Consider the following 26,341-nt stretch of genomic DNA (forward strand, 5'->3'; position numbering starts at 1 on the left):
CCACCACAATCACAATGTCCCCATATATGCCCTTCGTCGGAAACTGTGGAACTCGCCGAAACCACCATCCCCAGCCCGTAAAACCACAGGTCACAAAGAGTGCTCCCCGCGCCCGCGGGGATGGTCCCCCCGTCTTCTGGACCAACGCGAAGTACGAGCAGTGCTCCCCGCGCCCGCGGGGATGGTCCCGTCATCGAGGTGACCGGGCTGGGACGGCCCCCGTGCTCCCCGCGCCCGCGGGGATGGTCCCGGCACCACTGCCGTCTCCGGCACCGGCGCCGGGTGCTCCCCGCGCCCGCGGGGATGGTCCCCTTCGTCCACACCAGGGTGACCGCGGTCGCCTGTGCTCCCCGCGCCCGCGGGGATGGTCCCGTGGCTGCCGTCCAGGTCAGTGTCCGACCAGTGTGCTCCCCGCGCCCGCGGGGATGGTCCCGAGATCACGCAGCGGGACGCCGAGCGCAGCTGGTGCTCCCCGCGCCCGCGGGGATGGTCCCCCGACCGCCCTTCTCCAGGTTGCAGTTGACGAGTGCTCCCCGCGCCCGCGGGGATGGTCCCGCGTTCTCCGCGGCGAACTCGTGGCAGCCGAAGTGCTCCCCGCGCCCGCGGGGATGGTCCCCAGGTCCAGGCGTACTCGTCCATGGGTGTCCGGTGCTCCCCGCGCCCGCGGGGATGGTCCCCCGCGCAGCACGCCGAGCCCGGCGGCCATGCGGTGCTCCCCGCGCCCGCGGGGATGGTCCCACAAGATCCCCCTCGCTGGCGGACGCGGCCGGGTGCTCCCCGCGCCCGCGGGGATGGTCCCGAGCCCGAGGGGGCGCCCGTATGACCGAGCAGGTGCTCCCCGCGCCCGCGGGGATGGTCCCCAGTCCCGGACGGCGTCGTCGCGCCCGGCCGGGTGCTCCCCGCGCCCGCGGGAATGGTCCCGTCACGGCGGTGGGGACGAGGGCGAGGACGAAGTGCTCCCCGCGCCCGCGGGGATGGTCCCCAGTCCCGGACGGCGTCGTCGCGCCCGGCCGGGTGCTCCCCGCGCCCGCGGGAATGGTCCCACCCGGTCGTCGGCGTCGGGGAGGTGGGGTTCGTGCTCCCCGCGCCCGCGGGGATGGTCCCGGCGCGACCAGGTAGGGGACGAGGCCCTTCCCGTGCTCCCCGCGCCCGCGGGGATGTTCCCATCGGCTACGAGCTGGACGCCCGGCACCCGCTGTGCTCCCCGCGCCCGCGGGGATGGTCCCGCTGTGTTCAAGGCCTCTCCCCCTTGCGCTTCGTGCTCCCCGCGCCCGCAGGGATGGTCGCGTCATCGAAGTCGCCTCGAATGGGGATCCGTGCTGCTGGCGGTTACAGCAGGGAGGTGAGCTGCCGTAGCTGGCCGATCAGGGAGAAGGTGGGCAGGGGCACGGTGCCGATCTCCGGATGGTGCTGGTGGACGATGTGGGAGTGGATGGGGTCCATATTGGGCGGGCTAAGTACGGGGGCGGTGGTCCGGTCGCCGCACAGCAGGTCGGGTGCGAACTGGTGGTGCAGGAGTTCGGTGCGCCAGTGGTCGGCGTCGTCGTACTCGCCGCTGTGGGCGTGTTCGAGGAAGAGGCAGTACTCGGCGAGGGGGTGGCCGAAGCCTGCGGCGAAGCGCCACCAGAAGCGGGCACCGCTGCTGTCGCCGCTGAGGTGGAGCAGGCAGGCGAAGACGAGTGCGCCGGCCTTGTCGGCGTAGCGGCTGGTGATGAACGCGGCGAGTTGTTTGTCGGCGTCGGGGCCGAGGGTGAGCAGGCAGACGGCGTTGAGGTCCCACCAGGCGCGGTCGGCGTCCGGGGTGCTTTCGTCCTCGGGGGTGGTCCATGTGGTGTGCAGGGGGGCGGTGTCGGCGGTGCGTTGGCGTGGTGGGCGGTGACGGGCGGTCTGGCGGGCGCGCAGCCGGGCTTCTGCTGCGGCCATGTCGTAGGTGGCGTAGCGGTTGCGGGTGCGGGCGGAGGCGAGCAGGTCGTCGATGGTGCGGTCGTCGTCGGGCAGCACGGTCATGAGCGGTTCTTCCCGTCGGGGTGCTCCGGGCAGCGGAGTTTGAGCAGAGTGGTCAGGCGTCGGCGGCCGGTGCGCAGCTGGGAGCGGACGGTGGATTCCTGGTTGCCCATCACTTCGGCGGCTTCGGCGGCGGTGAAGCCCATGCCGTAGTGCAGCAGGATCGCGTCGCGCTGGCGTTCGCTGAGGACGCTGACCGCCGCATAGAGGGTGATGGCGTCGGTCAGCGTGTCGTAGGGGTCGTCCACGTGGTCGGCGAGCGCGGCCTCGAAGGCGGCGGTCTCCATCAGGTCCGGGCGGCGCCGGCGCTTGCGGTGCATGTCGATGATGCGGCGCTTGAGGATTGTCCAGGCGTAGCCCTCCAGGTTCTCCATCTCCAGCATGCGAAGCCAGTGGTCCATGATCCGGTCGAAGGTCAGGTCGACGGCTTCCTCGGCATCGGCGTCGGAGCCGAGCTGGAGGTAGGCGTAGCGCATGTAGTCCACGCGGCGCTGCTCGTGGAACCCCCAGTACGACATCTGCGCGGCGACGGGCCACTGATCGATGGGCACCGCGCGCGGGGTGCCCACCACGCCGCCGGTGTCCTCCGTGCCCTGCTCGCCGCTCACGATGCCTCCCGGTCCGGCTCGGTGGAACGGACCGGAGTGCGGGCACCGGTCAGCTGAGTGATGCCGATACGGACACCGGCGGTCAGCAGCCGCCGGCAACCGCGGATCACGTCCGGGCCGAACACCCTGAGGGCGAGCGCGATTTCGAACAACCACGCGGCAGCAGTGTGCTGCACGGGTCCTCCCCTGTACCTGTTCCATTTCCAGGTGCCGCACCCTCCCCCACCCCGGCACCAGAGGTGACAAACACCTCCACCCCATCAGCGCCTGGACAGGCCGAAACGTGCAGCCGATCCCCCAAAAAAGTTACGTTCAGTATCGGAACGATTGCAGCAAGTTCAATCATCAAGCGATTTTCAAGCTGACGACCACCGCCCGCCGCTGGCGCGCCGGGCGTCTCGCGACGCGCAGGGAAGTGACCAACAGTCAGCGGCCGGAGTGACGGTGACGGGCACGTCCGGGCAACGGCTGAGGACGTCCGTGAGCGCGGCCCGTTCGACGGCGTCGACGCTCAGGCCCCAGCGCATTTTGTCGGCCGCCCAGTCGGTGACGTACTGACAGCAACAGCCGACGGAGGGCGGCATCCGTATATTCGACGCCGGTGCAGGGGCGGCGCCACGGCGACTGGCGAGGCCGCCGCCATGAGAGGACGGCGACCGTCACGATGGCCCCGCTGTCGGACCGTGGATCACCCCCAGCCGACTCTCTTCCACGCCGAAGTCATCACGGGTGGGCCAGGGAGGGCACCCCCGAGGCCCGCTCCACGTCAGTCAGTGCCATCGGCGGTAGGAGGAGAGCGCCGGACGTCACCGGCCGTAGCCCGGAGGCTGAGGCGGAGCACACCGTTCGGCTCCGCTGCTCACGCAGGGGTGTGCGGGCATCAGGGCCCACACGTGTCGTCCTTCGGCGGTCGTCTCGATTCCGCAGCTGTCGGCGCCGAGATCACGCAAGCCGATGAGCAGGTCCGCTGCCTCTCCGGTATCGGCGTGCCGGTGGCTGAGGCAGAGGACGAGAGCCATGCCGTTCTGCTCGGACAGGTGAATGCTGATACGGCGGCCGCCGTCGGCGATGACCGTGGCAGTCAGCAGACGCACCACCTGGTCGAGGGATGTGGCTGCGGTCAGGCCCCAGTCGGCCAATCGGGCCGTCACGTTGCTGGCGGCTCTGGCCGGCGCCCATGGGGCGGTGTCCAGCGTCCATGACGCGCCGCGTCGGTTCCTCATGACAGGGTGTCCGGTGCGGCCGGCGCGCCGCGGTACGGGCAACCCCGCCAGGAGGTGGCTACGGGACGGGGCGGGAGGCGGCGGGCTCGGCGGCTTCTTCGGGGGCGGCGGGGTCTTCGGCGGGTAGTCGGGCCGGGGCTTGATCGCGTCGGGCCCGGCGGGCGGATCCTCCATGCGGCCTCTCCTGTCGACGCGTTCATCGTAGGGGCGCAGAGGGCTGACGGTGACGCGTTCTCATGTACCAGCTCCGGCATGGGCCTGGGGCCAGGACGAGCTGGTGTGAAGGGCATTGGCGACAGCCACCGCCGCTGCTCAGGTTCCAGCGACAGAACGGCCGGCGGCAGACGGGCGAGCTGGAGCCGGGCGAGGGCGGAGGCTGGAGTGCCCCGGACCACGGCCCGGGCACCGCAGCACGACCGGACGGCGGGCACGGACGGCCCGACGGGAGGCCTCCCCCGGCAGCTCGACGACAGAACCGTGCAACAGCGCGGCGGTCACACACATGTAGCCAGGTGGGAGGGACAGCCGGTTCGGTGGACGGCCGCGGGGAGGGCGCCGCCCCTCTGCATCGTGGTGACACGCAAGGCCCCCGTGCCGCCCTCCGCGCGCGGTCACGGACGATGCCGACCGTGACAAGGACGCCGGCGGCGATGGCGCTACCGACCAGCACATGGGGCCGCGCGGCGCCGCCCGCCGGGCCGGATCAGGGGGGAGGTCACCGGCGGACGGGCCCGGATCAGCGTGCCGGGGTAACGGTGATGGGGGCGTTCGGGCAGCGGCCGAGCACGTCCGCGAGCGCGGCGTGCTCGACGGCATCGATGCTCAGTCGCCAGCGGGTCTTGTCGGCCACCCAGTCGGTGACGTACTGGCAGCGGTAGCCGGCGGTCGGCGGCAGCCACGTGCTGGGGTCCTGGTCGGCCTTGGACCGGTTCGAGGCAGCCGACACGGCGATCAGCGCGCGGTCGTCACCGAGGTCGTTGGCGTAGGCCTCCCGCTCCTTCGCCGTCCAGGTGGAAGCACCGGAGTCCCAGGCCTCGGCGAGCGGGACCAGGTGGTCGATGTCCACACCGCTGCGCCCCTGGATGTAGCGGTCGTCGTAGGGCGAGTACCACTCACCCCCGCTCAGAGCGCAGCGCGGGCCCTGAGTTGGGGCGATGACGGCTTCGGCCTTGAGTACTTCGGCGCGGGTGTTGCAGCCGTCCCCGTCGGCGTCGACCCAGTGCCGGAACTTGGTGCGCTCGTAGCCGGTGCGGTCCTCGGTGCGCACCGACAACTGGGCGAAGGCGTCTTGTACGGGCAGGGTGACGGAGTCGGCGGGCGCGGCGGCAGCCGGGACGGCGTGCGCGGTCGTCGGGAGGAGGAGGGCGGCGAGCACGGCGGCCGCGGCGGCGGGGCGGGCGAAGCGCACGAGCGGGAGTCCTCTCGAAGAACACGGAAAGGCCGTGATCTTCGTAGCGGCTCTCGTAGGCGACCCGCCCGGAAACCGGCAGTGGCTCTACCCGATCGGGGGTTAAGTCGGATCGTCGGCACATACCGCGGGCGGCTTAGGATCCGTGGCCGTGGCAGAGGTCCCCGATGAGCTAATCGAGCTGGAACGATCCGCCGAGGGCGAGCGCGTCAAGCTCGCCGCCCTCGCCGGTGGGGAGTACGACGCCCAGTGGCGCCGCTGGCGTGAGGCGTCCGAGACGGTCCAGGCGGCCGTGACCGCGCACGCCGAGACGGCCGGGGCCAATCGGTACGAGGTGGAGCAGGCCGTGAAGAAGGCCGCCCGGCACACCCAGGAGAACCCGGGCGTCGAATAGCCGGGCGTTCTGCGCTACCGCGGGTCGGGCCAGGCGGCCAGGACGTCGCCGTTCTTGTCGTCGGTGAGGATGATGCGGGCACCGGGCATGCTCCCGTACTCGCCGACCCAGCGCCGGAACTTGTCCCGCGCAATCTCCTCGCGACCCCACCAGCCGTGCTGGACCGGCCGGCCACCGGACTCGAGCAGCAGGTGGTAGCGGCCGGAACTGATCACGCGAGGCGGGTCCACTTCGACCGCCCTGAGGGCGCGGGCGCCCGGAGCACCTCTCTCGTCGTCTCGACGCACCAGGAGAGTGGTCATGAGGCGCGGCGGAGGGGCATGACAGCGGCCGGTCCGATGGAGCCAGCGCCGAACTTCTTCCGAATGCGGTCCATGGCCTGTTCGGCGACGAGGCGGGACTCGCGCGCAGTGTCCAGGCTTATCTGCTGGGCGACCTGGTCGGCGTCGATGAGGTCCTCGCCCTTGAGAACGAGCCCGGTCAGGCGGGCGCGCTGCAAGCCGGCGGTGTCCATCAGCTGGTAGGCGAGGGTGCGCAGGTCCTCGTCATGGGCGGAGGCCTCGGGCAGGCGGCGGGTCTTCTCCCAGCTGGTGCCGCCCGCGAAGAGCAGGGTGAGGGTGAGGGCGCGGGCGGCCTGGTCGCGGCGGCGCAGCTGGAGGCCGAGCTGGACGACGAGGTCGAGCAGGGCGGCGCGGACGGTGGCGCCCTCGAGGGTGTGACGGGTGAAGCGGTGGCGCACGGCGGCGGAGGCCGGCAGGGCGCGGGGGACGACGGGGCGGGGGTCGATACCGCGGGCGCGGTCGGCCGCGAGCCGGCCGGCCTTCTTGCCCAGCAGGCGCTGCACGGTGGCCGGGGAGACGGCGGCGAGCAGGCCGACCGTGTGGATGCCGTAGTCGCGCAGGACGGCGGCCTGGCTCGGGCCGATGCCGTGCAGTGCCTGGACCGGCAGCGGGCTAAGCCAGTCGGCCGCCTGCTCCGGGGCGACGGCGAGGACGCCGCCAGGGGTAGTGATCTGGGTGGAGGCGGTCGCCGCGACCGTGACCGTGGGGCCGACGCCGATCCGCAGGTCGACGCCCAGGCGGGAGATCGAGCGGATACGGAGGATGTCGCCCAGGTGGGCCGCGTCCGTGCCGTGGTACCGCAACGCCCCCTTGAGTTCGACCAGGGCCGCGGTCGGCGGCAGAGCCTGTACCACCGGTGACAGGTCTGTGAGCAGCTCCAGGACCCGCCGGTAGGGCTCCTCGGGCAGCCGGTCGGGGCAGCGCACATGCATCACCGTCGACCATCCGACCTGCGTCGTCGCCTCGCTCATCCGGACCACCTCCACCCCTCACGTTATCGAACACAAAATCGAACACGCGAGGGCGGCGACTCCGATCGCGAGCTTAGAATCAAAAATACGTTCGATGACCTGCCGCCGGACCCTGAGCGGCTGCACACGCTGCGGGTGTGGCACGTGATGTGGCTGGCACGCATCGACCGCAAGATCGCTTACGTCACGCAGCGGCAGGCCGAACAAGAGCACGGCCGCCGCACGAAGCCGGCCGCACCGGAGTGGATCGTCGAACTCGGCATCGGCGTCGACCGGCCGCCCGTCCAGGTCCACAGCGGAACCTGCCACATGGCGGGCAAGCGACGCCGCCCCGTCGACCGGGACGAGGCCTGGCGGCTGCTCGCCGAGGGCACCAGCGCCTGCGCCCACTGCCGCCCCGACTCCGGTCTGGGGATTGCTGGCTTATCCCGGCCGCGCAGCTTGTGGGGCCTCGCCGCGGACGGCGGTGACGGAGGTGCGCGGTGACGCCGTCGGTGTCGGCAGTCTCCTCGGCCACCGGGCGGCAGGCGATCAGTCCCGGGACGGGATCCGGGCAGCGATCTCCCTCGCCCAGCGGTTGGCCACCGCCGCATCCGGCCCGCTTCTGGCAGCGGCATCGCGCAGCCAGTCCAGCAGGTCGTGCGCCTCCTCCAGCGTCAGCAGCGGCAGCCGCTCACCGGCTCCCTCCACCGGCGCGAACTCGATCTCGTCCACGTCCAGGTCCTCGTAGTCGTCCACGCCTGTGGCAACGCCTTGCGCCGGCTGCGGTCACGCCCGACCCGGAGCCACGAGGGGCAGGCCGTCGACGTCCAAGTCGTCGCGGACGCGGACGAAGCGAACCGGATGCCTCCAGCGACCCTCATCGACCGCGGTATCGGCGAGGAACTCGGCGACAAGCTCCGGCTGCACGGGGGTGAAGTCGAGGTCGCCGCGCCCCCAGCCGGCCGAGAAGCGGACGCCGTGCCACGGGTGATCGGCTCCCGCCGGGGCCAGCAGGGCTCCCACCGCCTGGCGTGCCGCGGCCGCACACGGACCGGCCGAAGACCGACGAGCCCAAGGAGGAAAATCTCCGTCGGCTACGGCAGGAGACCACCGACCTGCGCCGCACCCTCGCCCTATACGAGGAGGCCATCCGGCAACTCACCCTCGAAAACCATGTGTTGCGCGGCAGCAGCACCGTCATCCCTCTGCCCAGCCGCAGCCGGACCTCCGCACCATCACCGCCCTGACCTGGGCCCCGTCCGGATCCGCCCAGCGCGCGAGGACCATCAGCACCGCGTAGATGTGTCGGTGTGGCCCTGACACCCCCGATCGAGCCGATGCTCGCCGAAGCCCGTCGGCAGCTGCCTCCAGATGCGGCGCTGCCGCGGAACTGGGTCGCGGAACAGAAGCCGGACGGCTTCCGGGCCATCCTCTTCGCACGCCCCGACCTCGTCATGCTCCAGTCCCGCCAGGGTGCGAACCTCATCGGCGCCTTCCCTGACATTGCCGCTGCGGCCGGCGAGCTGGGTGAGGCGCTCGTGCTGGACGGCGAGCTCGTGGTGCCGTACGAGGGGCGGCTGCACTTCGGCGAGCTGCAGAGCCGGGCGCGCCGCCAGGGCCGCGGCGCCGTCCAGGCGGCGGCCGAACGCCCCGCCTACCTGATCGTCTTCGACGTCCTGGAGGCCGGGGGCACCGAGCTGCTCGCCCGGCCGTACCGCGAGCGGCGCGTGATTCTGGAGGATCTCTTCGCCCGCGGCGTGCTCGCCGCCCCGTTCTCGCTGTGCCCTGCCACCAGCGACCGGCAGGTCGCGCTGGACTGGCTGGATCCGGCCTGGGGCGCGGTCGGCATCGAGGGCGTCGTGATCAAGGGCGGCGGTCAGCCGTACCTGCCGGGCAGGCGTGCCTGGATCAAGGTCCGCTCCCACACGACCGCCGAAGGGATGATCGGCGGGGTCACGGGCACCCTTGCCTCACCGGCCACGCTGCTGCTGGCCCGGTGCGACGCCCTCGGGAACCTGCGGATGATCGCGCGGACCACGTCCCTGGCCACCGCCGTACGTCGCGACCTCGCACCGCAGCTGCACCGGGCTGACCCCGATCACCCCTGGCAGGGGCGCCGCTTCAGTGCGAGCTGGGGCACCCGCGGTGAGCTGGAGTTCCACCCGGTACGGCCTGAGCTGGTGGCCGAGTTCCAGGCCGATACCGCCGTCGACGAGGGCCGCTACCGTCACCCCGTCCACTTCCTGCGGATCCGGGCGGATCTCACGTACAACGAAGTCCCATTGTTCGGTGAGTGAGTGGGAGTATTCCGCCGTTCGCTGAAACTCAACTGGTCGATTGAGCGCCAGTGTCGAAGTCGTACAAGTAGAGCCCTGCTGCTGCCAAGCCGTCGCCGCTGGGCGTCCATTCCAGCACGCTCAGCTCCCCTTCGGTGAAGTGGCGATGGCCACCCGGCTGCCGACGCCCGATCACACGGACCGGTCCCGGACTCGGAGGATGCGTGCGGCTGCGGCGCGGGCTGCTCCTGCTGTTCGTGAACATCTCATTGCCATCCCGCTCCGCCGGCGTCCGGGCCGTTGATACTGGCCGGGCGATCGAGGGGTGGTGACGGCGGTGGAGTGGACGATCTGGGTGGGGCTGGCCGCCGGCTTGCTAATCTCGACGGTGACCGCGCCGGTCGGCGTGTCGGGAGCGGTCTTCCTCCTGCCGGTCCAGCTGAGCGCCCTGGGCGTGGCCAGCCCCGCGGTCACACCAACGAACCTGCTGTTCAACGTGGTCGCCGGGCCCGGCGCCCTGTGGCGCTACCGCCGTAACGGCGCAATGCGCAGCCCCCTGGCCCGCCGTCTGGTCGTCTGGACGCTGCCCGGTGTCGCTGCCGGTGCCGCCGTGCGCGTGTTCGTCCTGCCGGGCCCGGACGTCTTTCGGCTGCTGATCGGGCCCTGCTCCTGCCGCTCGGGCTGTGGTTGTGCATCCGAACCCGGCGTCCGGCCGGCAAACGCTCACCGGCCGAAGCCGCCGCCGCGCCGTCCCCCGCCGCGCTGTCCGTTCTGGCCGTGGGCGTCGGGGTGGTGGGCGGCATCTACGGGATCGGCGGCGGTTCCCTGCTCGGGCCGATCCTCGCCGCCCGCAGCCTGCCCCTGGCCCTCATCGCACCGGCCACGCTCGCCGCGACGTTCACCACCTCCGTCGCCGGCGCGGCCGTCTACACCGCCCTGACGCTGGTGAGCACCGGGCCCGTCGCCCCTAACTGGTGGCTCGGCCTGGCCTGCGGCCTCGGCGGTCTCATCGGCGGCTACCTCGGCGCCCGGCTCCAGCCCCACCTGCCCGAGACGGCACTGCGACTCCTGCTCGGCACTTTTGCCGCCGCCCTCGGGGCCCTCTACGCAGCCCAGACGTTGCGCTGATCGCGTCTGTGCGGTGTTCAGGGGGAGGCGGGGATGCCCAGCTCGCTGAGCAGGCCACGCACCCGCGCTTCGACGGCGTCGCGGATCGGTCGTACGGCCTCGACGCCCTGGCCCGCAGGGTCCTCGAGCTGCCAGTCCAGGTACCGCTTGCCGGGGAAGACGGGGCAGGCGTCGCCGCAGCCCATGGTGATCACCACGTCCGAGGACTGCACCGCCTGCGTGGTGAGGACCTTCGGAGTCTGGGCGGAGATGTCGATGCCGACCTCCTTCATCGCTTCCACGACGGCCGGGTTGACGGAGTCGGCGGGCGTGGAGCCAGCCGAGCGGACCTCGATGCGGTCTTTGGCGAGATGGCTGAGGAAGGCGGCGCCCATCTGGGAGCGGCCGGCGTTGTGGACGCAGACGAACAGCACCGACGGGCGCGAGGCGGGAGTGTTCATGGCGGGTGTCTTTCTTGCGGGTGTGGTCAGGAGACGGCGGGTTCGGGTTCGCTGCGCGGGACCTCGACTGCCCGGCGGGCCGGAACGGCATGCAGGCCGTAGACCGCGGTCCCAACGGCAAGTCCGAGGGCCGCGCCGAGCAGCTGCGCGGTGATGAACGGGGCGACGGAGCCGGGCGCGATCCCGGCGAACGTGTCGGTGAACATGCGGCCGATGGTCACCGCCGGGTTCGCGAACGACGTGGAGGAGGTGAACCAGTAGGCGGCCCCGATGTAAGAAGCCACCGCGGCCGGGGCCAGCGCGGCGCGGCCGATCCGGTTCAGGCCGAAGATCAGCAGGATGAGCCCGGCCGTTGCGATGACCTCGCCGAGCCACAGGTGGCCGGCGGACCGCTCGTGGGTGGAGAACTTCACCAGCGGCTTGGCGAACATCGCGTCGGCCAGGATCGCCCCGCCGACCGCTCCCGCGATCTGGGCGGGCACGTACGCCGCGACGTCCCGCAGGGCGAGGCCGCCCGCGGTGCGGCGGCCGGCGAACCAGGCGGCCAGGGTCACGGCGGGGTTGAAGTGCGCGCCCGAGACCGGCCCGAACAGGGCGATCAGTACGCCCAGGCCGAAAACGGTGGCCAGGGAGTTGGCGAGCAGCTGGACACCGACGTCATGTGCAGCTCGGTGGCCTGGATGCCGGAACCGACGACCACCGCCACCAGCAGCCCGGTCCCGATCGCCTCCGCGGCAACCCGACGGCCGAGCGGCGCGCTCACGCAGGGGCTCCGGCGGGCTGCGTCGTGGTCAGGAACGCGGCGAGCCGGTCCAGGACGCCGGGCAGCACCCAGTAGTACACCCAGGTCCCGCGGCGCTCGCAGTCGATGAGGCCGGCCTGCCGCAGCAGCTTGAGGTGATGCGAGATGGTCGGCTGGGACAGGTCGAAGGCCGGGGTCAGCTCGCACACGCAGACCTCCCCGCCCTCCCCGCGCGAGGCGATCATCGACATCAGCCGCAGCCGCACGGGGTCGCCCAGGGCCTTGAAGACCTTCGCCAGGTCGGCCGCCTGGTCCTCGTCCAGTGGGGCGGTGGACAGGCCCGGGCAGCAGGCGGTGCCCTGGCCGATCACCTCAAGCTCTTGTTTCGACATGCCTCTATGTTGACGTTTTTCGATTCAAAGCGCAAGGTTGCATCAAAGAACGTCAATACAAGCCGTTCCGGGCACCGCCATGCCCGTCATCCAGGAGTGAAGCCATGACCGAGCAGTCCACCGACCTGCGCGAAACCGTCCGCCGGCGGTACGCCGCCGCAGCCGTGAAGGTCACCGAGGGCAACGCCGCCTGCTGCGGACCTGAGCCCGTCGAGGTCGACGACAACTTCGGCTCCACCCTCTACGCCGCCGACGACCGCGACGCGCTCCCCGCCGAGGCCGTCGCCGCCTCCCTCGGCTGCGGAAACCCCATCGCCATCGCCGAACTCCGCGAAGGCGAACGCGTCCTCGACCTCGGCTCCGGCGGCGGCATCGACGTCCTGCTCTCCGCCCGCCGCGTCGGCCCCACCGGCAAGGCGTACGGACTGGACATGACCGAGGAGATGCTCGCCCTGGCCCTGGCCAACGCGGCGAAGGCGGGCGCGACGAACGTGGAGTTCCTCAAGGGCACGATCGAAGCCGTCCCGCTGCCCGCGAACACGATCGACGTCGTCATCTCCAACTGCGTGATCAACCTGTCCACCGACAAGCCCGCCGTGTTCGCTGAGACCTTCCGCGTCCTCAAGTCCGGCGGCCGGATCGGCGTCTCCGACGTCGTCGCCGACGACACCCTCACCCCCGACCAGCGCGCCGAGCGCGGCGACTACGTCGGCTGCATCGCTGGCGCCCTCTCCTTCGCCGAATACCGCGCCGGACTCGAAGCCGCCGGGTTCACGGACATCGCCATCACCCCGACCCACCCGGTCGCCGACGGCATGCACTCTGCGATCGTCCGCGCCACGAAGCCGGTGACCGCCGAAAGCGCCCGACCGGCTGCCGAGCCGACCGATGCTTGCTGCGGCGTCGGCGCCTGCTGTACGCCCGCTGAGACCTCCGTCGACCCCGCCCTCACCGTGACCGAGGCCAAGACCGCGTCAGGGTGCGGCTGCCAGGACTGACGCAAGACGGGGCCGGGCCCCTCAAGTTGGGAACCTCGGCCGCGCTTCCGTACTGGACAACGGACAAGCCCAAACCCTGTCCATAACTTCTGCTCCATCACCAGCCCGCCCGCAAGTGCCCGCTCCGGCGGCAGCACAGGCCAGGCCTCGGCGAGCATCGGTGCGATCGGCGGCAGCAGGACCACAGCCCACATGTACGCGCTACCCGAAGACCACGCACACGCACGGACCCCCCCGCGCACCCGAGCGGATCCGAACGAGGCGGCTCACGCGCTGTATGGCCGGCTGCTTCATCACGGTCGCCCTCTTCGGCCGCGGCAGCTCCAGCACCTTTCGCTCGGCGGTGCCTCTTGGGTGCGCGAGGCCTTCGCCTTCTGCACCGACTCGTGCAGCGCAGGCCGAAGAACCTGGGCCGGCTGCCCGGGCTCGGGCACGTATACAAGCGGACTCCAGAGCGTCACGCATTGTCCGGTCGACGACAGCAGCACGGCAGTCCGGTGGAGCGGACGGTGGCGGGTAGGTGCCGACGTCCCGATGGCTGTGCGGGGCAGGCCTGGCTCCACCGGCCCTACTCGTTGCGGCTGCCCTCCTGGGTCGGCCTGCGGGACGGCATGTCCTTCCGGCCCGTCCAAGAGCCCCACGGACCACCAGTTGCGCCCAGATTGACCGAAGTGGGCAACAAGTCGTTGAAACCGCTATAAGCTCCCGCTGCACTCGTTCATCCCTGAGGGGGGATTCCTTTGCGCGCACGTCTTGTTGGCCCGGCCATCGCCGTCGCTCTCACCGGTGTTCTGTTCAGCGCACCGACCGCGTCCGCGGCCACGCTGCCGTCCACCAACACCGCTCACCACTGCATCCACCACACCACCGGGCTGTGCGGCTGGACGCACCATCAGAAGCCCAAGGACAAGTACGAGACCGCGAAGTGCAAGGACGCGTCCCTGTCCTACTCGCGGCACTCGCAGGGCACGTGCTCCCACCACCACGGCGTCCGCTACTGGTTCAAGTAGACCCGCCCCCGACAGCGGCCGCCTTCAACCCTCCAGCTCACCGCGTCGGTGCCGGACACGAACTGTGTCGTTCCGCCCCTGGGTTTGCCGGCATCGCAAGGGGTCATGCGTACAGCCAGTACCCAGACCGGCAACCGAGGAAGGTGAGCGACATGGCCGCCAGCGAGAAGGCCAGGGCCAAGGCCGAACAGGCAGTGGGCAAGGCCGCTCAGGCAGCCGGACACGCCGTGGGCAACCACAAGTTGATCGCCAAGGGCCATGCGGCCGAGGCCGCGGGTAACGCCCGCGAGGCCAAGGAGTCGCTGAAGGACACCGGCCGGCACTGACGAACAAAAAGCGCCACGTGGTGGGCGGCCGGTAACCGGCCGCCCACCTTTTTTCCGATGAAGGCCGCAGCCGCGCCGGCCGTGGCAACGCTGGCCGGATCCCCGGCCCGCTCCCGCCATCCGCAGTGGGGATCAGCGGGGTCGTCAGCCGGTGCAGGCCCTGCTGAAGCGGTCCCCACACCCCGTACCTCGGCGCGACGATCACGTGGTGCGGAGGGAGGAGAACGACAGCCAGGGCGCCACCCTGTGCTAGACCAAAGGTGCTCCTTCCCGGCCGCCTCGGGGAGGAGCACCTGCGCTGTGTGGAACGGGAGCTGTCCATGCTGGTCCAGGAAGCAGAGTTCACCGTCGACCTCGGTGAGAGCGGATACCTCATCGGCTTCACCGAGCACGACGACTACCCGGATCAGATGCCCTACGGCTGGCGCTGCGGCCCGGCAGGACCCTCGAGCGCCATCGTCCTGCCGACCACCGACACCGGCCCCCTCCAGCTCACCGTCCAGGTGCACGACAGCCAGCCCGCCCCTGAGGCGAGCAGCGCCTGGGAGCCCGCGGAGGAGCTCAGCCTGCTGGCCGAGACGGACGGCATCCACCTCGCCACCCTCGACCCCGGCGACGTCATGGACGCGTGGCCGGAAGAGGAACCACTCCTTCGTGTCCAGCCCCCGCTCGATCAGGACCGCTGGGTGCGCATGCGCCTGTACTGCCACACCGACGACCCCGAACCCGGCATCGGTGATCACGGTGAACGGCACCTGATCCAGCTCTGGCCCGCACCGGCCACGACACCCGTCCACCCCGCTCTGCGCGAGGAAGACCGCCAGGCGCGTGCCGAGTACGCCGCGAACCGGCCCGACACCTTTGCGGACTACACCACCGAGCTTCCCTTGCAGGACTGACCCTCACCCACCGCACCAGCTGGACACCATCGCTGGTGATCGTGACAAACCGAGTGCCGGGGTGAGAGCACCACCACCGGCTTCCGCGCGCTCTCTACACGGCCCTGAGTCAGCGGCTAGCCGCTAGCCACCGGGGTTGCACGCTTGTGTGCCGGCCCGGGTACGAGTCAGCCCCGGACGGCCAACAGGCCGAGCCGGGGCTGAACCCGTACGGGATGTGATCGTGAAGGGCGGTCGCTACGCGGCGAAAGGCACTGCAGGGCTTCAGCCGAACGATCGTCCCTGCAGGCGATAGATGAGGCCCGGGGACACTGTCCCCTTCACCATCACGCCTGGTCCAACCACACCGGCCCGCAGAACATTCCCGCCCCGTCCGCCCACGCAGCGCACGAGCCGTGCCGTGCCATGCCGTGCAGGAACGAGGCCCCCCGCATGTGCAGGGGGGCTTGGCGACCACCGTCATCGCCTTCGCGTAGCCCTCGCCGCGATGCCCCGAGTCCGGCCTGCGGCCCCATCTGTGCCCCGCAGCGTCGCCGGCCCTGGGCATACGGAAGGTGGGCCGTCCCGCCCGGGACGGCCCACCTTCGTCACGTCGGCTCACAGACCGGCGTTCCTACCGCCGATCATGGGGGTCAGTGGCGGTCTCCGCCGGTCAGGGGGGTGCGAACAGTAGGCGGGTGCCCGTGTGGAGGATGGCAAGGACGATGCCGGTAGAGAGTGCGGCGACAAGGACAATCGCTGGGAGGGTTCTTTGCAGGCGCGGTGCGCGGCGGGCAGGTAGGAAGGCCGCGGGGACGGCAAGGACGACGATGACGTACGCCACCTGTGCCAGAGGTGCGGTGGCGTACGTCCTGGTCACCTCCCAGGGGTGGGCCCACTGCGCGAAGCGGTGTCCCCACATCGCGGCTGCGGCGAGAAGGGACGCTATGGGCGCCGCGTACACGGCCTCGGCCAAGCCCCTAATTCCCCGGAATGCGATCAGCGCGAGCACGCAGGCGCATCCGGCGCCGGCTGCGGACCACCAGTCGAACTCTATCCTGTACATCCATACCGACCCCTGGGCTGCCGCAGGCTGTACGGCCCAACGTGCAGCCACTGCGGCGGCCGCGGCGACAAGACTTACGGTCATGGTGCCGACTGGCCCGCCAGCGGCGATCGTCGATGCGACGCCGCGCCAGGTGCGCGGCCGGCGTGCGGCGCGAGCCTTGTGGCGCGTGCCGGACGGCTCGTGCCGGTGGTTGCCGCGCAGGGTGGCCCACAGCGTGCTGAGCCCCACCGCGCCCAGGGCCACGGCCGTGGTCTGCGCGGCCGGGGAGTACAGGCCGCTGACGATGAATGCATCACGCCAGTCCATGGCGTGCAGGAAGAGTGCGGTGTCCTCGCCGAAACGCAGCGCTCCCGCGAAGAGCACCGCGTTGACGCACAGAGCTGTTGCCCAGTCCCAGCGCGACCGGTGCGGGCGGCGCCGACGCGCCCACAGCCCGGCGAGAGCGACGCTGAGAGCTCCGGCTCCGGCAGCAGCAACGGGGACGGTCACCAACAGGGGCCAGCCGAACATGGTGCCGCTATCCGTGGTACCGGTCCGTTCGACCTGCGCGAACAGGCCCAGTGCCGTGCTCGTACCAAGAACGAGCAGCGACGTACGGGGCACTGGATCGGAGCCCTTACCGGCGATGACGGTGTGCCATGTCGCGACGCCCCAACTGGCGGACAGCAGGCCACCGGCTATGAGGGCAGCGGCGAGGCGTTCTTTGCCAGCCAGTGGTGTGCCGGTGAAGCAGTCCTGCGCCAGCGAGGTCACCGCCTGCAGGGCCATCGCGCTGAGCAGGCCGACCGCGGCAGTGCCGACCAGTGGGATTCGTAACGGCGACGGACCGCGTCGAAGGGATGCCACCCGACGGGATGCGGCCGGGTGGTTCGCCCGAGCCCGCTGCCACCACGTCAGTCCTTCGGCGGGCTGCGAAGCGAGCAGTGCCTCCATGGCCGCTGCGGACCGGCCGTGGACCGAGCGGGCGTCGGCTTCGTATTCCCGTGAGCGCAGAATGAGCTGCGCGATCAGCACGGACACGATCATCAGCAGAGCGGCGCGGATCGCGTACTCCCACAAGAAGGTGCCGCTGAAGGCGGTGAGCGGATTCTTGTGGGCAGTCCGCCACGTCGTGGTCAGGATAACGGCCAACGGGACCAGCAGTACGGGCGGCAGGGCCCACAGCACTCCGCGGGTCAGCCAGACCAGCCGTACGTCCCCCACGGCCACATGGGAAAGTTCGTGCCGCAGAAGAGCGTCCGCTTGCGCCGGCGGCAGGGCGCGGGCACCCACCGGCAAAACGATGGTGGTTCCACCCGGGCGCCCTGCGATGAAGGACTCCTTGAGCCACACCGAACCCCACACGACCAGGGGAACACGGGTGATTCCCATGTCCTTCGCAGCGGCCGCCGTCCGCTGCTGCCACTCGTCGGAAGCCCTCGTCACCGGGCCCGCCCGGCGCAGCACCCGGTGCGGCAGCACCCACAGGCTGGCGATACCCAGGACGGCTACGGCGAGCGCGCCGGCCAGCGACACCAGAGCGCGTCGATGCTGGGCCGGCGCAGTACAGCGCTGCCAGTGATCGTTTAACTGGCTGAACTGGGTGGGAGTGGGGCTCGTCGGCCCCTTCAGCCTTTCGAGCAGGCAGTGGTGCATCGCGTGGGCCCAGGAGGTGCCCAAGTAGGAATTGTGCACGAGCTGCCCGGCGAAGGCCCCCGCGAGCAGCAGGACCACCACGAGGAGCAGATACTGGGCGCGAGTCGGTGATATTCCCCGTGAGCCGGGGCGCGCTAATGCGGGTGGCGCATCCGCGGGATCTGGGGACGGCTGCGGCGTGCAGGAGTCGGCGAGACTAGTCACGGAGCGTCCTCCGAATAGCCTCGCAGCGTCCGAATGACTGCCTCTGCCAGGTGCTCTGCCGCGTCCGCGTCCATTTCCACGCTGACGCCCAGGCCGATCAGGACGCCACGGACGAACCCTTCCTCCTCTGCACTCAGACGCAGGCCACTTGCCGCCGGTGGGACGACGGCGCCGCTGTGCAGCGGCGGCGCTGAACCTGCGTCGCGTCGCTGGGTGACGTCCCCAGGGGAATCGTCATGGGCGTACGCGTCGGCGGCCGCCGCGGATTCCCCAGAGGCCTGTGCCGCATGGCTGGATTCCGATGCGAGTGCGGCTCGCCGGTGGACACCGATGATGCGGGCGATACGACGGCGGATGGCTTCTTCGATGCCATCGACCGCGCCTGTCACCACCCGCTCGGTCACAGCGCCGAGGAACATCGCCACGACCGGGAGGACGAAGGGGACAGCGGAGGACACTGCCACCCCCACTCCCACCGCGGGTTCGAGTGGCCGATGTTCACGTACCTGCTGCGGGTTCCTGCGGAATTCAGCCAGGGCACCGTCGAACAGATCCTCATACCCAGGATGAGCCGCGCTGAATACGTCCCGGCTGAACGCGATGAACGACGGCCAGCCCTCTACCGTGTCCGCCGCCCCACCCTCGGACGGGATGGGAATCGGAACCGCCAACGGCTTCTTTCGTGCCTTACCTAACACCGCCACCCCCTGATGGTCACCGCTCCCCTGCCCCCGGGGAGCGTGCGCAGAATGTAACGTCTCCGCTGCCCTCCACGCTGAGATTCTCGACCAAAGCATGCCGAGCAGCTTCTTCGAGGCGGGCAGAGCCGACGCTGCCGGCCTGCCTGGCAGCGATTCACGACTGGGCGGCGGCGGGTTCCGGGGAGCCGCATCGATGTCACCACGAGGCACGACACCGTCGTCACCCGCGTGTCCATCGACCACCCCGTCCACGACCTGTTCCCCGGCCTGCCGCGGCAGAAATGGAAACGCCGTTCCTGCGGCGAAGGAGCCCATGGCCGCCGGGTCTTCTACTGGGCCCGCGTCGAGGTGCGGCCCTGGCACAGCGAGGACCGTCGGCACTGGGTGATCGCCCGCCGCAGCGTCAGCAGGCCCCAGGAGATCTCCCACCACCTCGCCTACTGCCCCGCCGACACGACGCTGGACGAACTCATCCGCACCGCGGGCAGCAGGTGGGCGGTCGGGGAATGCTTCCAGACCGCCATGCAGGAATGCGGCCTGGACGACTACCAGGTCCGCCGTCACCCCGGCCGACACCGCCACATGACCCCGGCGATGGCCACCCACGCATCGACGGTCAGGAAGGGTTGAGCGACGGCGCCGGCCGCCTCCCTCCAGGGTGGCGCACTGGAAGCGGCGATGAGGACGCCCGTCACTCCCGGGCATGACGCGACCGCCAGAACGCACGCCTGTGCGGGGGACAGGCCGGGCCGGATGAGGTCGGCGAGCTCTTGGTCGACCATGCGGGGCAGCTCGCCGCCGTGCAGCGGCGCGGAGGCCATCACCCACAGCCCCGCCCCGGTGGCGGCCGCGAGCGGGCCCTGGCCGTGAAGGGCCTGGGGCAAGTCCCCCGACGTCAACGGCACCGGCACCGCCGACGGCACCACCGTCGACCTCTACGACCGCCCTACGGCATCCACACGGTCGGCCTGCTCGCCGCCGTCTGGGCCGTCGGGCGTCACCCCCACGGGAGCCGGAGCCGGACCTCCGTCTCCGCTCGATCTCCCGCCTGGGCGTCGACCTGCGGGCCCGCCCGCAAATGCCCGCTCCGGCGGCAGCGCAGGCCAGACCTCGGCGAGCATCGGCTCGATCGTCGGTAGCAGGACCACAGCGGGGTCGTCAGCCGGTGCCAGGCTCTGCTCACGCGGTCCACACACCGCGCCCCCTGCGCAACGTCGGAGAAGGCTCCGGCGTCGGCCGAGCGCCCTGTGCGGCAGGCTGGTGCCGCGCGTCACCGTCCACTACCTCGTGACCGAGTTCCAGGACGGCGCGGGCGGGCGACTCCGGAGACGGCGTAGCTCCCTACGTGGTCCTGAGCCAGCGGCTAGCCACCGGCGTTGCACATTCCATGTGCGTGCCGGGCCCGGGCACGAGTCTGCCCCGGACGGCCAGGAGGCCGAGCCGGGGCTGAACCCGTACGGGATGTGATCGTGAAGGGCGGTCGCCTACGCGGCGAAAGGCACTGCAGGGCTTCAGCCGAACGATCGTCCCTGCAGGCGATAGATGAGGCCCGGGGACACTGTCCCCTTCACCGTCACGCCCGGTTCAACCACACCGGCCCGCAGAACATTCCCGCCCCGGCCACTCACGCGGCGCACGGACTGCTGCCGTGCCGGAGTAGAGCAGCCCCCTACCGCGTAGACAGGGGCCTGGGCGGACACCGTCAGCGCCCTTGGGGTAGCCCGGCCGCGGTTCCCCGAGTCCGACGCGCGCGACCCCATCTGTGCCCCGCAGCGTCGCCGGCCCTGGGCATACAGAAGGTGGGCCGTCCCGCCCGGGACGGCCCACCTTCGTCACGTCGGCTCACAAGCCGGCGTTCCTACCGCCGACCATGAGGGTCAGTGACGGTCTCCGCCGCGGTGGTCACCACCGTGACGCCGGACCCCGCCGCGGTGGTCGCGGTGGTGGCCCCAGGACACCTCGTCGACGAACCGGCCGCGGTAGGTGCGCAGGGTCGCGGTGTCGGAGTTGTTGTCCCAGACGTAACCCCGCCGGTCCTGGTACACGTCCGTCCTGGTGTCGCGGCCTTGGCCGGTGTGGATGCGGACCGTGGCACGGCCGGCCAGCCGGTAGTGGTCGAAGACGTAGGTGTGGCCGTCCTCGTCTTTACGACCGGTGCCGAACAGCCCCTCTGGGTATGCCTTCTGGGCTGGCGCCCACAAGACCGGTACGCTGCCGTGGATGGCCTGTGCCGTCGTCGATGCGGGGGGTCGCACATGTCGAACACCATCATCCTGCTCCTCTCCATCGTCCCGCTCGCCATGGTCCTGGCGATGATCGCCTCTCAGCCAATGGACGAGGTCAACGACGCCTACACCGGGGAGGTCACCGGCCGGGGGGTGAGCAGTTCGACCGGTACCTACGGCCCGACGGGCCACTACGTGATGCACATCCGCACCGACGAGGGGCGGGAGTTCACCATCAAGGTGAACAGCCGGACGTACCAGTCGCTCGGCGTCGGCGACCGGGTGGTCAAGGCGCCGGGTGCGCGCTGGCCGGCGCGGTCGGAGTAACGGAGCGAACAGCTCTCCCGCACCGTCCGGCACGCCCTCGCCGCCCGCGACCACCTCACGGCCCTGTACCAGGCACTCGGCTTGCCCGAAGGCCCGCAGGCACGCCGACCGGACGCGGGTCGCACCGGGACACCGCAGACCGCGCGCGGCTCGCGCACCGACACCCTCCGTCGGGCCGGGCACCGCGCAGCATCGCGGCTGGCCTGTGCGAGGTCTCCTACGCGCCCCTCGCCCGCCCCCTCGACCTACTCAGGCTGCCCTTACCAGTAACAACCTGTGGCCACGACGACTATGAATCAGCCCTGCTGAACGGGGTCGAGTGGAGGGTCGAGGCGATCATTCATGAGTGTGCCCGGAGGCGGCTGGCGGGGGTGGAATCAGATCGATTAGGAAATCCTGATCAGCAGCGCCAGAGCACCGGCCTTGGACAATTTCCGCTCCGTTCTTGGTTTCTTGGTCGCGCAGGCTTAGACACTGGTCGGTGATGACAGGGCGGATTCGGAAGTGCACCGCAGCCGGCGGGCCGAACGGCTCGATTCGGAACTGTTGGGCCCGGTTGTCGTCGGCACAGTCTTCGCGGGGTTCGATCAGGTCGCGGCCGGGCCCGTCCGGCAGGACGGTGAGGCAGCCGATGCTGTACTTCGGGTGGTGCCACTGGATTTGCACGACGTTCTTACCCAGGGGTTCGAGGAACACATGAGGCAGGGTGGCCGCCCTGCAGGGTCGTTGGGCAGCGATGGCGGTCTTGTAGTGGCCACTGCGATCCCTGCCTTCGGTGAGGCAGAGATCGGGTGTGCGAGCGGGGTGGATACGTGCCCAACTGCCCACGGCCAGGATGCGCAGCCCAGTCACTGACATCGCGGGCGGGGCGGCCGATGGCGTTGAGGTGTTCAGCAGGCTACTGACGCCAAGAGTGCCAGCGATCCCGAGGCCCCCAGCGACGACCAAGCTGGCCACCCAGCGCCCTCGCGGAGCACGTGCCGGAAACGACTGGTTGGAAGCGGAGGATTGGCTGTCACCGCGGTCATCGTCGCTTGTTGGTGCAGGCTTGTCAGCGGCGATGCGGTTGCGAACCTCAAGCCACTGGTGTGATTCTTCCTCGCTGAGGCCGCACGCGCGGGTGAAGGCGTCGACGAACCGTTCACGCGGCAGGCTGGTGCGACCGAGGGCGGTCGCGATGGTGCTCGCCGGGAGTGCATCCGCGTGGGCGGTGGCCTTGCTCTCAAGCTGGCGGTAGGTCAGGCCCGACCATGTCCGTAACGCGCGCAGTGCCGCGGTGAACTCCGCAGGGGTGCTGACTTGCGCCGGCTGTGGTGCTTCCGCTGGCAGCTTGGCCGTGCCGCCTCCTGTCTGGCTCATCACCTCAGCATGGCTCCGCTGAAGGTGGCCAGGTGACAGCTAAACCGGCCTTTGGTCGAGTGCGTTCGGAACACCGCGAGCAGCGTTCCGAACGCACTCGAACGGCGTTCTCCCTTGCCAGCGCAGTGTGCCCTGGACAGTCTTTCGCCCAGCCGTCTGGTGAACGTCCCACCGGATCGAGAACACGTAGTCGCCTTCGACACAAGGGAGACATATGCGCATTCGTCCTACTCTCGTCACCGCAGCGTTAACGGCCGCACTCGCTGTCGGCGTTGTCGGCACACCTTCACAAGCAGCCGCTACCGACAAGGGCGTGCGAACCACCTCGCTCGCGTCAGCTGCCCCACCTTGCTCGGGCTATCGGGTTAGTCAGGTCACGGGCGAGTCTCGCTGCATTTCTGGCTCGTGGGGCATTTCTCACCGAGTTAAGATCAATTGCCTCAACTCCCGTACCGGCGACCACGTGGTGACAGGACCATGGGTGGGTAGCACCAGCAGGTCTAGGGCTACGTGTCCGAATTCGGAGTACGCCAACGACATTTGGTCGGAGTGGGAGTACTAAGAGGCAGCCCGGCGTAGTTGCCTGCCTTGTGAGCTCCCGGTAGTCCTGCGGGGGGACCTCGTGCTGCACGGCGACGCCACCGGTGACAGCCGGAAGGAGCGCAAGGCCGACGCCTTCGTCGCGGATTTCCCCCCGCCACATGCATGGCCCCCGTCGCCTTGTCAAGGCAGCGGGGGCCATGCACTGCGCGGAGTCCGGGGTGTCAGCGTGAAGTCCTCTTATCGATCTCTGCCGGGACCTCGGCGTAATCTCCGGCGCGACGGCAAGCCGGGCTACCAACGGCTGCGCGCGCTCGATGACCAGCCGGGCTTCGCCGCAGAGCCCGTCGACGGCTTCCCCGGTGAGCAACCCGTGCTGCGCGCCCAGGCCTACGCGCTGGCTGGGCTGGAGGCGCCCACCGCGGCGGGCCCGAGGCCCCGGGCCCATGCAGCGGATGGGGCGGCCGTGCCGGCCCGGTGACGTCGCCCTGGCCCTGCTTTGTCCACGCCTCGATCGTTCTTCGGGCCCGTGTGCGTGGAGGCGACCGAGCGCATCCAGGCGCCGGTGATGGTCTGGCTGCTCTGACTATGTTCACCGGCCTTGAGAAGCATGGTACCAATTAGGTACCATCGGGTCATGCCATCACTGAACGTGTCCTTCTCTGACGAGGAAATGGAAGGCGTCCGGGCCGCCGCCTCCGCCGAGGGCAAGAGCCTCAAGCAGTACCTGCACGACCTCGGCGTACGCGAGATGCACCGCAAGCGGTTCGTCGCCGGCGCCACCGCCTGGGCCGAAAGGCTGCGCGGGGAGTTCGACGAGGCGTTCCCCGAGGAGATTCCGCCTTCTCAGCGCGGCGACGGGGCTGCGGCTGCCTGATGGTGGTGCACATCGATGTCTCCTGGCTCCTTGACGTCCAGGAGGCCGCCCTCGGGCACGAAGACGTGACCGTGACCGACTACTCCGCGCTGGTGGCGGCCGTCGCCCGGCACAAGACCCGGATGCCGACGCTTGAGGCCTCCGACCCGGATGCCGCCTGGCGTGCGGCCGCGCTCTTGCATACCACCGTGCGCCTGGAGCCACTCCCCCACCGCAACAGCCTCTACGCCGCCTTCGTGGTGGCTCAGTACATGGATCAGTCCGGCGAAGGCATCGACCCCCCATACGGCGCCCTGTCCGACCTTGTCAGAAAGGTCCGGGACACCCGGCTGAGCGTCTACGCCGTCGCTGAAGCCCTGCGGTCCTGGCGCATCTGATCAGGTCGGCGTCTACACCAGGGCGGCCGGGACGGCGTCCTCGCTGGTCCAGTCCCCGTCGAACAGGGCGGCGATCAGGCGTGCGTTCTGCTCGGGGAGCTGGCCGGAGCGGTGCTTGGTGCGGGCCTTGGTCAGCCAGGCGCCGATCTTGACGGTGTCGCCGTCGACGCGGATCGTCTCGCGGGCCGCGGGGATGCTGCCCTCGCCTCCTCAGACAGGCAGGCCACAACCGACCGCCGGGGCGCGCCGCTCGGCATCCCGGCTTCGCTGTCGAAGTCAGCGAGGACAGGCGTGCCCCTCCGCCCGATGCCCCATCCATACAGCCACGTCGCATACCCGCAGCGCACTCACCGTCTCCGACACCCCCGCGACCTGGCGCAGCTTGAGCAACTGGCGGTGCAGGGCGCGGCCGTCCGCGCGCAGCGCGGCGTGCAGCGCAAGCCAGAACGAGGGGCGCGGGCGGCCCACAGCGCAGCGCACCACCTTGTCGTAGACCGGCAGCAGCCGCGGACGCTTCCTGGCCAGGAGCTTCCCAGCGATCACCCACCCGACATCGGACTGACCCGAGCAGTCGCCAGGCGCGGTCTGCCGGCGAGCCGTCGCCCACGACGATCGCGTCGGCATCAACCATGTCGATGTCCCTGGGAATGGCGTGCAGCAGACCGGACAGCCGCGCGCCGAGGCGGCCCTCCAAGAGGTCCAACGCGACAGGCGCCGGAACGGTGACCGACAACGCCTGCACCGCGACCAGGTCCTCCGCCGTGATCCGGTCGGCCACCTCCGGCCCGTCTCCCCCACCGGCCAGATGCTCGAACCGACTGCCGGTGAACCCGGTCACTCCAGTCGGCAGACCTACACCGAAGTAACGCCGCAGATCACCCACAACACGCTCGGCACCTATCCGTTCTTTCAATCGCTGTCCCAACGGCGACAACGACGCTCCACTGGGAGAGATCATGCGAATCCATCCTTCATCGAGATCGTGAGCAAACCAGTCTGTAGCAGGATGGTCAGGTGGGCGTGGCCCGGTTGTGCCGCTCGGCGAGTACAAGCTGCCGTCTTGCGGTCCGTTCAGGCCCTCTCCAGCAGCGCAGCATGCCCGTCTGCAAGCAACCCGGGATCATAACTGGTGCCTGGTCAGGGACAGTGCCAGTCAATGGGGTTCGTCGCTTAGCTTTTGGAGGCGGCTGACGCCGGCTCCGGCCGGACGGCCGTGCCGGGTGACGCCCCGCCGGGCAGCCGGGGCCTTGAGCGGCTTGTGAGCGCAGGGGGCGGCCAAGGGCAGGTCATGAGGCGGCCGGAAGGGTGCGGGGGTGGCGGGGCCGACCGATCCGGGGCCCGAATTTCACCCGGATGCGGTCTATGGCGTCGGAGGCTTCGGTCAGGCGGCGGGTCTTCTGCCAGGTGGTGCCGCCCGCGAAGCCCAGCCCGCACCTTGCGGCGGCCGCTTCTGGGCGGCCCATCGCACACAAGGCAATAAGGTGCTAAATCGGGCTGGCAGGGAGATGACAGCGCCATGAATTCCCCCGCACTTGCTCCGCTTCCCAGGGGGATCCTTTTGCGCGCTCGTCTTGCTGCCGCAGCCGTGGCTACCGCCGTCGCCGGTGTCTTCTTCAACGCACCGGCCGCTTCTGTGGCGACGCTGCCGTCGACCAACACCGCTCAGCTGACCAGATGAAGATGGCAGCGAGGTGGAGTCCGGCGAGGTAGATGGGAAGGGCTGCTCACCTTCAGGCAAACCGGAGCAGCCCCCTGACTTCCGCGCGGGCATGAGTTCGGCGCAGTCCCTGGCGCTTTAAGACCGTGTCCTACATGGTCAGTTGACGGTTGTGTTGGGCATGGGGAGTGGACGGTGGGGATGGATCGTTCCGGACGGCTTGTGGGAGTTGGCAAGGCCGTTGCTGCC

General features: G+C 70.3%; 23 protein-coding genes, 5 pseudogenes and 1 CRISPR repeat array. Of the genes and pseudogenes, 12 read left to right on the plus strand and 16 right to left on the minus strand.

The features are described 5' to 3' along the window. Nucleotides 1–99: 99 nt before the first annotated feature. Nucleotides 100–1,287: direct repeats of the CRISPR family, unit length 29 nt; unit sequence GTGCTCCCCGCGCCCGCGGGGATGGTCCC. A gap of 42 nt (nucleotides 1,288–1,329) precedes the next feature. From ACF1BE_RS31390 to ACF1BE_RS31410, 5 genes are all read right to left on the minus strand, one after another. Further along, nucleotides 1,330–2,007 carry a hypothetical protein gene (locus ACF1BE_RS31390; protein ID WP_392202387.1) on the minus strand — a complete coding sequence of 226 codons (678 nt, stop codon included), beginning with the start codon at nucleotides 2,005–2,007 and terminating at the stop codon, nucleotides 1,330–1,332. Continuing rightward, nucleotides 2,004–2,612, minus strand: a complete 609-nt coding sequence (locus ACF1BE_RS31395; protein ID WP_392202388.1) for an RNA polymerase sigma factor — start codon at nucleotides 2,610–2,612, stop codon at nucleotides 2,004–2,006. The genes ACF1BE_RS31390 and ACF1BE_RS31395 overlap by 4 nt, the downstream gene beginning before the upstream one ends. After that, on the minus strand, nucleotides 2,609–2,788 hold the full coding sequence (locus ACF1BE_RS31400; RefSeq protein ID WP_392202389.1) for a hypothetical protein: 180 nt from the start codon (nucleotides 2,786–2,788) through the stop codon (nucleotides 2,609–2,611). Before ACF1BE_RS31400 ends, ACF1BE_RS31395 begins: the two co-directional genes overlap by 4 nt. A gap of 630 nt (nucleotides 2,789–3,418) precedes the next feature. Further along, entirely contained in the window at nucleotides 3,419–3,835 is a 417-nt protein-coding gene (locus tag ACF1BE_RS31405; protein WP_392202390.1) for a hypothetical protein, read from the minus strand. Between the two features lie 736 nt (nucleotides 3,836–4,571). Further along, nucleotides 4,572–5,243 (minus strand): HNH endonuclease family protein, encoded by a 672-nt coding sequence (locus ACF1BE_RS31410; protein ID WP_392202391.1) that lies wholly within the window; start codon nucleotides 5,241–5,243, stop codon nucleotides 4,572–4,574. 151 nt (nucleotides 5,244–5,394) lie between these two features. Between ACF1BE_RS31410 and ACF1BE_RS31415 the strand changes: the two genes are divergently transcribed. Beyond that, nucleotides 5,395–5,637, plus strand: coding sequence for a hypothetical protein (locus ACF1BE_RS31415; RefSeq protein ID WP_392202392.1), 243 nt, complete (start codon nucleotides 5,395–5,397; stop codon nucleotides 5,635–5,637). Between the two features lie 14 nt (nucleotides 5,638–5,651). Here ACF1BE_RS31415 and ACF1BE_RS31420 read toward each other — a convergent pair whose 3' ends face one another. Then, nucleotides 5,652–5,852 carry a hypothetical protein gene (locus ACF1BE_RS31420; protein WP_392202393.1) on the minus strand — a complete coding sequence of 67 codons (201 nt, stop codon included), beginning with the start codon at nucleotides 5,850–5,852 and terminating at the stop codon, nucleotides 5,652–5,654. 83 nt (nucleotides 5,853–5,935) lie between these two features. Beyond that, nucleotides 5,936–6,949: a hypothetical protein gene (locus ACF1BE_RS31425; RefSeq protein ID WP_392202394.1), complete on the minus strand. Its 1,014-nt coding sequence runs from the start codon at nucleotides 6,947–6,949 to the stop codon at nucleotides 5,936–5,938. 147 nt (nucleotides 6,950–7,096) lie between these two features. On the opposite strand from ACF1BE_RS31425, the gene ACF1BE_RS31430 reads away from it, so the two are divergent. Next, entirely contained in the window at nucleotides 7,097–7,435 is a 339-nt protein-coding gene (locus tag ACF1BE_RS31430) for a DUF6233 domain-containing protein (protein ID WP_392202395.1), read from the plus strand. A 45-nt stretch (nucleotides 7,436–7,480) separates the two neighbouring features. Here the strand turns inward: ACF1BE_RS31430 and ACF1BE_RS31435 are convergent, their stop codons facing one another. Next, complete coding sequence (locus tag ACF1BE_RS31435) at nucleotides 7,481–7,687, minus strand: DUF6417 family protein (protein ID WP_392202396.1); 207 nt, start codon at nucleotides 7,685–7,687, stop codon at nucleotides 7,481–7,483. Nucleotides 7,688–8,241: 554 nt separating this feature from the next. On the opposite strand from ACF1BE_RS31435, the gene ACF1BE_RS31440 reads away from it, so the two are divergent. Further along, nucleotides 8,242–9,228: an ATP-dependent DNA ligase gene (locus ACF1BE_RS31440; protein WP_392202397.1), complete on the plus strand. Its 987-nt coding sequence runs from the start codon at nucleotides 8,242–8,244 to the stop codon at nucleotides 9,226–9,228. Nucleotides 9,229–9,544: 316 nt separating this feature from the next. After that, nucleotides 9,545–10,335 (plus strand): annotated as a pseudogene (locus tag ACF1BE_RS31445) (TSUP family transporter). Between the two features lie 17 nt (nucleotides 10,336–10,352). Here ACF1BE_RS31445 and ACF1BE_RS31450 read toward each other — a convergent pair. The 3 genes and pseudogenes from ACF1BE_RS31450 to ACF1BE_RS31460 all read right to left on the minus strand — a co-directional run bounded on the left by ACF1BE_RS31450 (nucleotide 10,353) and on the right by ACF1BE_RS31460 (nucleotide 11,909). Beyond that, entirely contained in the window at nucleotides 10,353–10,775 is a 423-nt protein-coding gene (locus tag ACF1BE_RS31450; RefSeq protein WP_392202398.1) for an arsenate reductase ArsC, read from the minus strand. 26 nt (nucleotides 10,776–10,801) lie between these two features. After that, nucleotides 10,802–11,538, minus strand: a pseudogene (locus tag ACF1BE_RS31455) (aquaporin). Continuing rightward, nucleotides 11,535–11,909, minus strand: a complete 375-nt coding sequence (locus ACF1BE_RS31460; RefSeq protein WP_392202399.1) for an ArsR/SmtB family transcription factor — start codon at nucleotides 11,907–11,909, stop codon at nucleotides 11,535–11,537. The pseudogene ACF1BE_RS31455 and the gene ACF1BE_RS31460 overlap by 4 nt, the downstream one beginning before the upstream one ends. Before the next feature lie 104 nt (nucleotides 11,910–12,013). Between ACF1BE_RS31460 and arsM the strand changes: the two genes are divergently transcribed. From arsM to ACF1BE_RS31480, 4 genes are all read left to right on the plus strand, one after another. Beyond that, the gene (gene arsM / locus ACF1BE_RS31465) at nucleotides 12,014–12,907 is read left to right on the plus strand and encodes an arsenite methyltransferase (protein WP_392202400.1); all 894 of its coding nucleotides are present in this window, start codon (nucleotides 12,014–12,016) and stop codon (nucleotides 12,905–12,907) included. Between the two features lie 740 nt (nucleotides 12,908–13,647). Continuing rightward, nucleotides 13,648–13,917 carry a DUF3761 domain-containing protein gene (locus tag ACF1BE_RS31470; protein WP_389851733.1) on the plus strand — a complete coding sequence of 90 codons (270 nt, stop codon included), beginning with the start codon at nucleotides 13,648–13,650 and terminating at the stop codon, nucleotides 13,915–13,917. Nucleotides 13,918–14,069: 152 nt separating this feature from the next. Beyond that, the gene (locus ACF1BE_RS31475; RefSeq protein WP_392202401.1) at nucleotides 14,070–14,243 is read left to right on the plus strand and encodes a CsbD family protein; all 174 of its coding nucleotides are present in this window, start codon (nucleotides 14,070–14,072) and stop codon (nucleotides 14,241–14,243) included. 260 nt (nucleotides 14,244–14,503) lie between these two features. Beyond that, complete coding sequence (locus tag ACF1BE_RS31480; protein ID WP_392202402.1) at nucleotides 14,504–15,142, plus strand: hypothetical protein; 639 nt, start codon at nucleotides 14,504–14,506, stop codon at nucleotides 15,140–15,142. A 652-nt stretch (nucleotides 15,143–15,794) separates the two neighbouring features. On the opposite strand, the gene ACF1BE_RS31485 is transcribed toward ACF1BE_RS31480, so the two are convergent. Both ACF1BE_RS31485 and ACF1BE_RS31490 read right to left on the minus strand, forming a co-directional pair. Next, entirely contained in the window at nucleotides 15,795–17,906 is a 2,112-nt protein-coding gene (locus tag ACF1BE_RS31485; protein ID WP_392202403.1) for a M48 family metalloprotease, read from the minus strand. A 119-nt stretch (nucleotides 17,907–18,025) separates the two neighbouring features. Further along, a complete protein-coding gene (locus tag ACF1BE_RS31490) occupies nucleotides 18,026–18,700 on the minus strand; it encodes a hypothetical protein (protein ID WP_392202404.1) in 675 nt (224 codons plus the stop codon). A 228-nt stretch (nucleotides 18,701–18,928) separates the two neighbouring features. Between ACF1BE_RS31490 and ACF1BE_RS31495 the strand changes: the two are divergent. Next, nucleotides 18,929–19,339 (plus strand): annotated as a pseudogene (locus tag ACF1BE_RS31495) (IS701 family transposase); the annotation flags it as partial. A 1,268-nt stretch (nucleotides 19,340–20,607) separates the two neighbouring features. On the opposite strand, the pseudogene ACF1BE_RS31500 reads toward ACF1BE_RS31495, so the two are convergent. After that, nucleotides 20,608–20,886, minus strand: a pseudogene (locus tag ACF1BE_RS31500) (lamin tail domain-containing protein); the annotation flags it as partial. A 99-nt stretch (nucleotides 20,887–20,985) separates the two neighbouring features. Between ACF1BE_RS31500 and ACF1BE_RS31505 the strand changes: the two are divergent. Beyond that, on the plus strand, nucleotides 20,986–21,282 hold the full coding sequence (locus ACF1BE_RS31505; RefSeq protein ID WP_392202405.1) for a hypothetical protein: 297 nt from the start codon (nucleotides 20,986–20,988) through the stop codon (nucleotides 21,280–21,282). A gap of 336 nt (nucleotides 21,283–21,618) precedes the next feature. Here the strand turns inward: ACF1BE_RS31505 and ACF1BE_RS31510 are convergent, their stop codons facing one another. Beyond that, nucleotides 21,619–22,641: a helix-turn-helix domain-containing protein gene (locus ACF1BE_RS31510; protein ID WP_392202406.1), complete on the minus strand. Its 1,023-nt coding sequence runs from the start codon at nucleotides 22,639–22,641 to the stop codon at nucleotides 21,619–21,621. A gap of 1,177 nt (nucleotides 22,642–23,818) precedes the next feature. Between ACF1BE_RS31510 and ACF1BE_RS31515 the strand changes: the two genes are divergently transcribed. Together ACF1BE_RS31515 and ACF1BE_RS31520 are read left to right on the plus strand one after the other, a co-directional pair. Continuing rightward, entirely contained in the window at nucleotides 23,819–24,058 is a 240-nt protein-coding gene (locus ACF1BE_RS31515) for a hypothetical protein (RefSeq protein WP_392202407.1), read from the plus strand. Then, a complete protein-coding gene (locus ACF1BE_RS31520) occupies nucleotides 24,058–24,435 on the plus strand; it encodes a toxin Doc (RefSeq protein WP_392202408.1) in 378 nt (125 codons plus the stop codon). The genes ACF1BE_RS31515 and ACF1BE_RS31520 overlap by 1 nt, the downstream gene beginning before the upstream one ends. 276 nt (nucleotides 24,436–24,711) lie before the next feature. Here the strand turns inward: ACF1BE_RS31520 and ACF1BE_RS31525 are convergent. After that, nucleotides 24,712–25,393: pseudogene (locus tag ACF1BE_RS31525) on the minus strand (DUF6308 family protein). Nucleotides 25,394–26,341 lie beyond the last annotated feature (948 nt).

The organism is Streptomyces sp. NPDC014991 (assembly GCF_043080665.1).
Classification (GTDB): domain Bacteria; phylum Actinomycetota; class Actinomycetes; order Streptomycetales; family Streptomycetaceae; genus Streptomyces.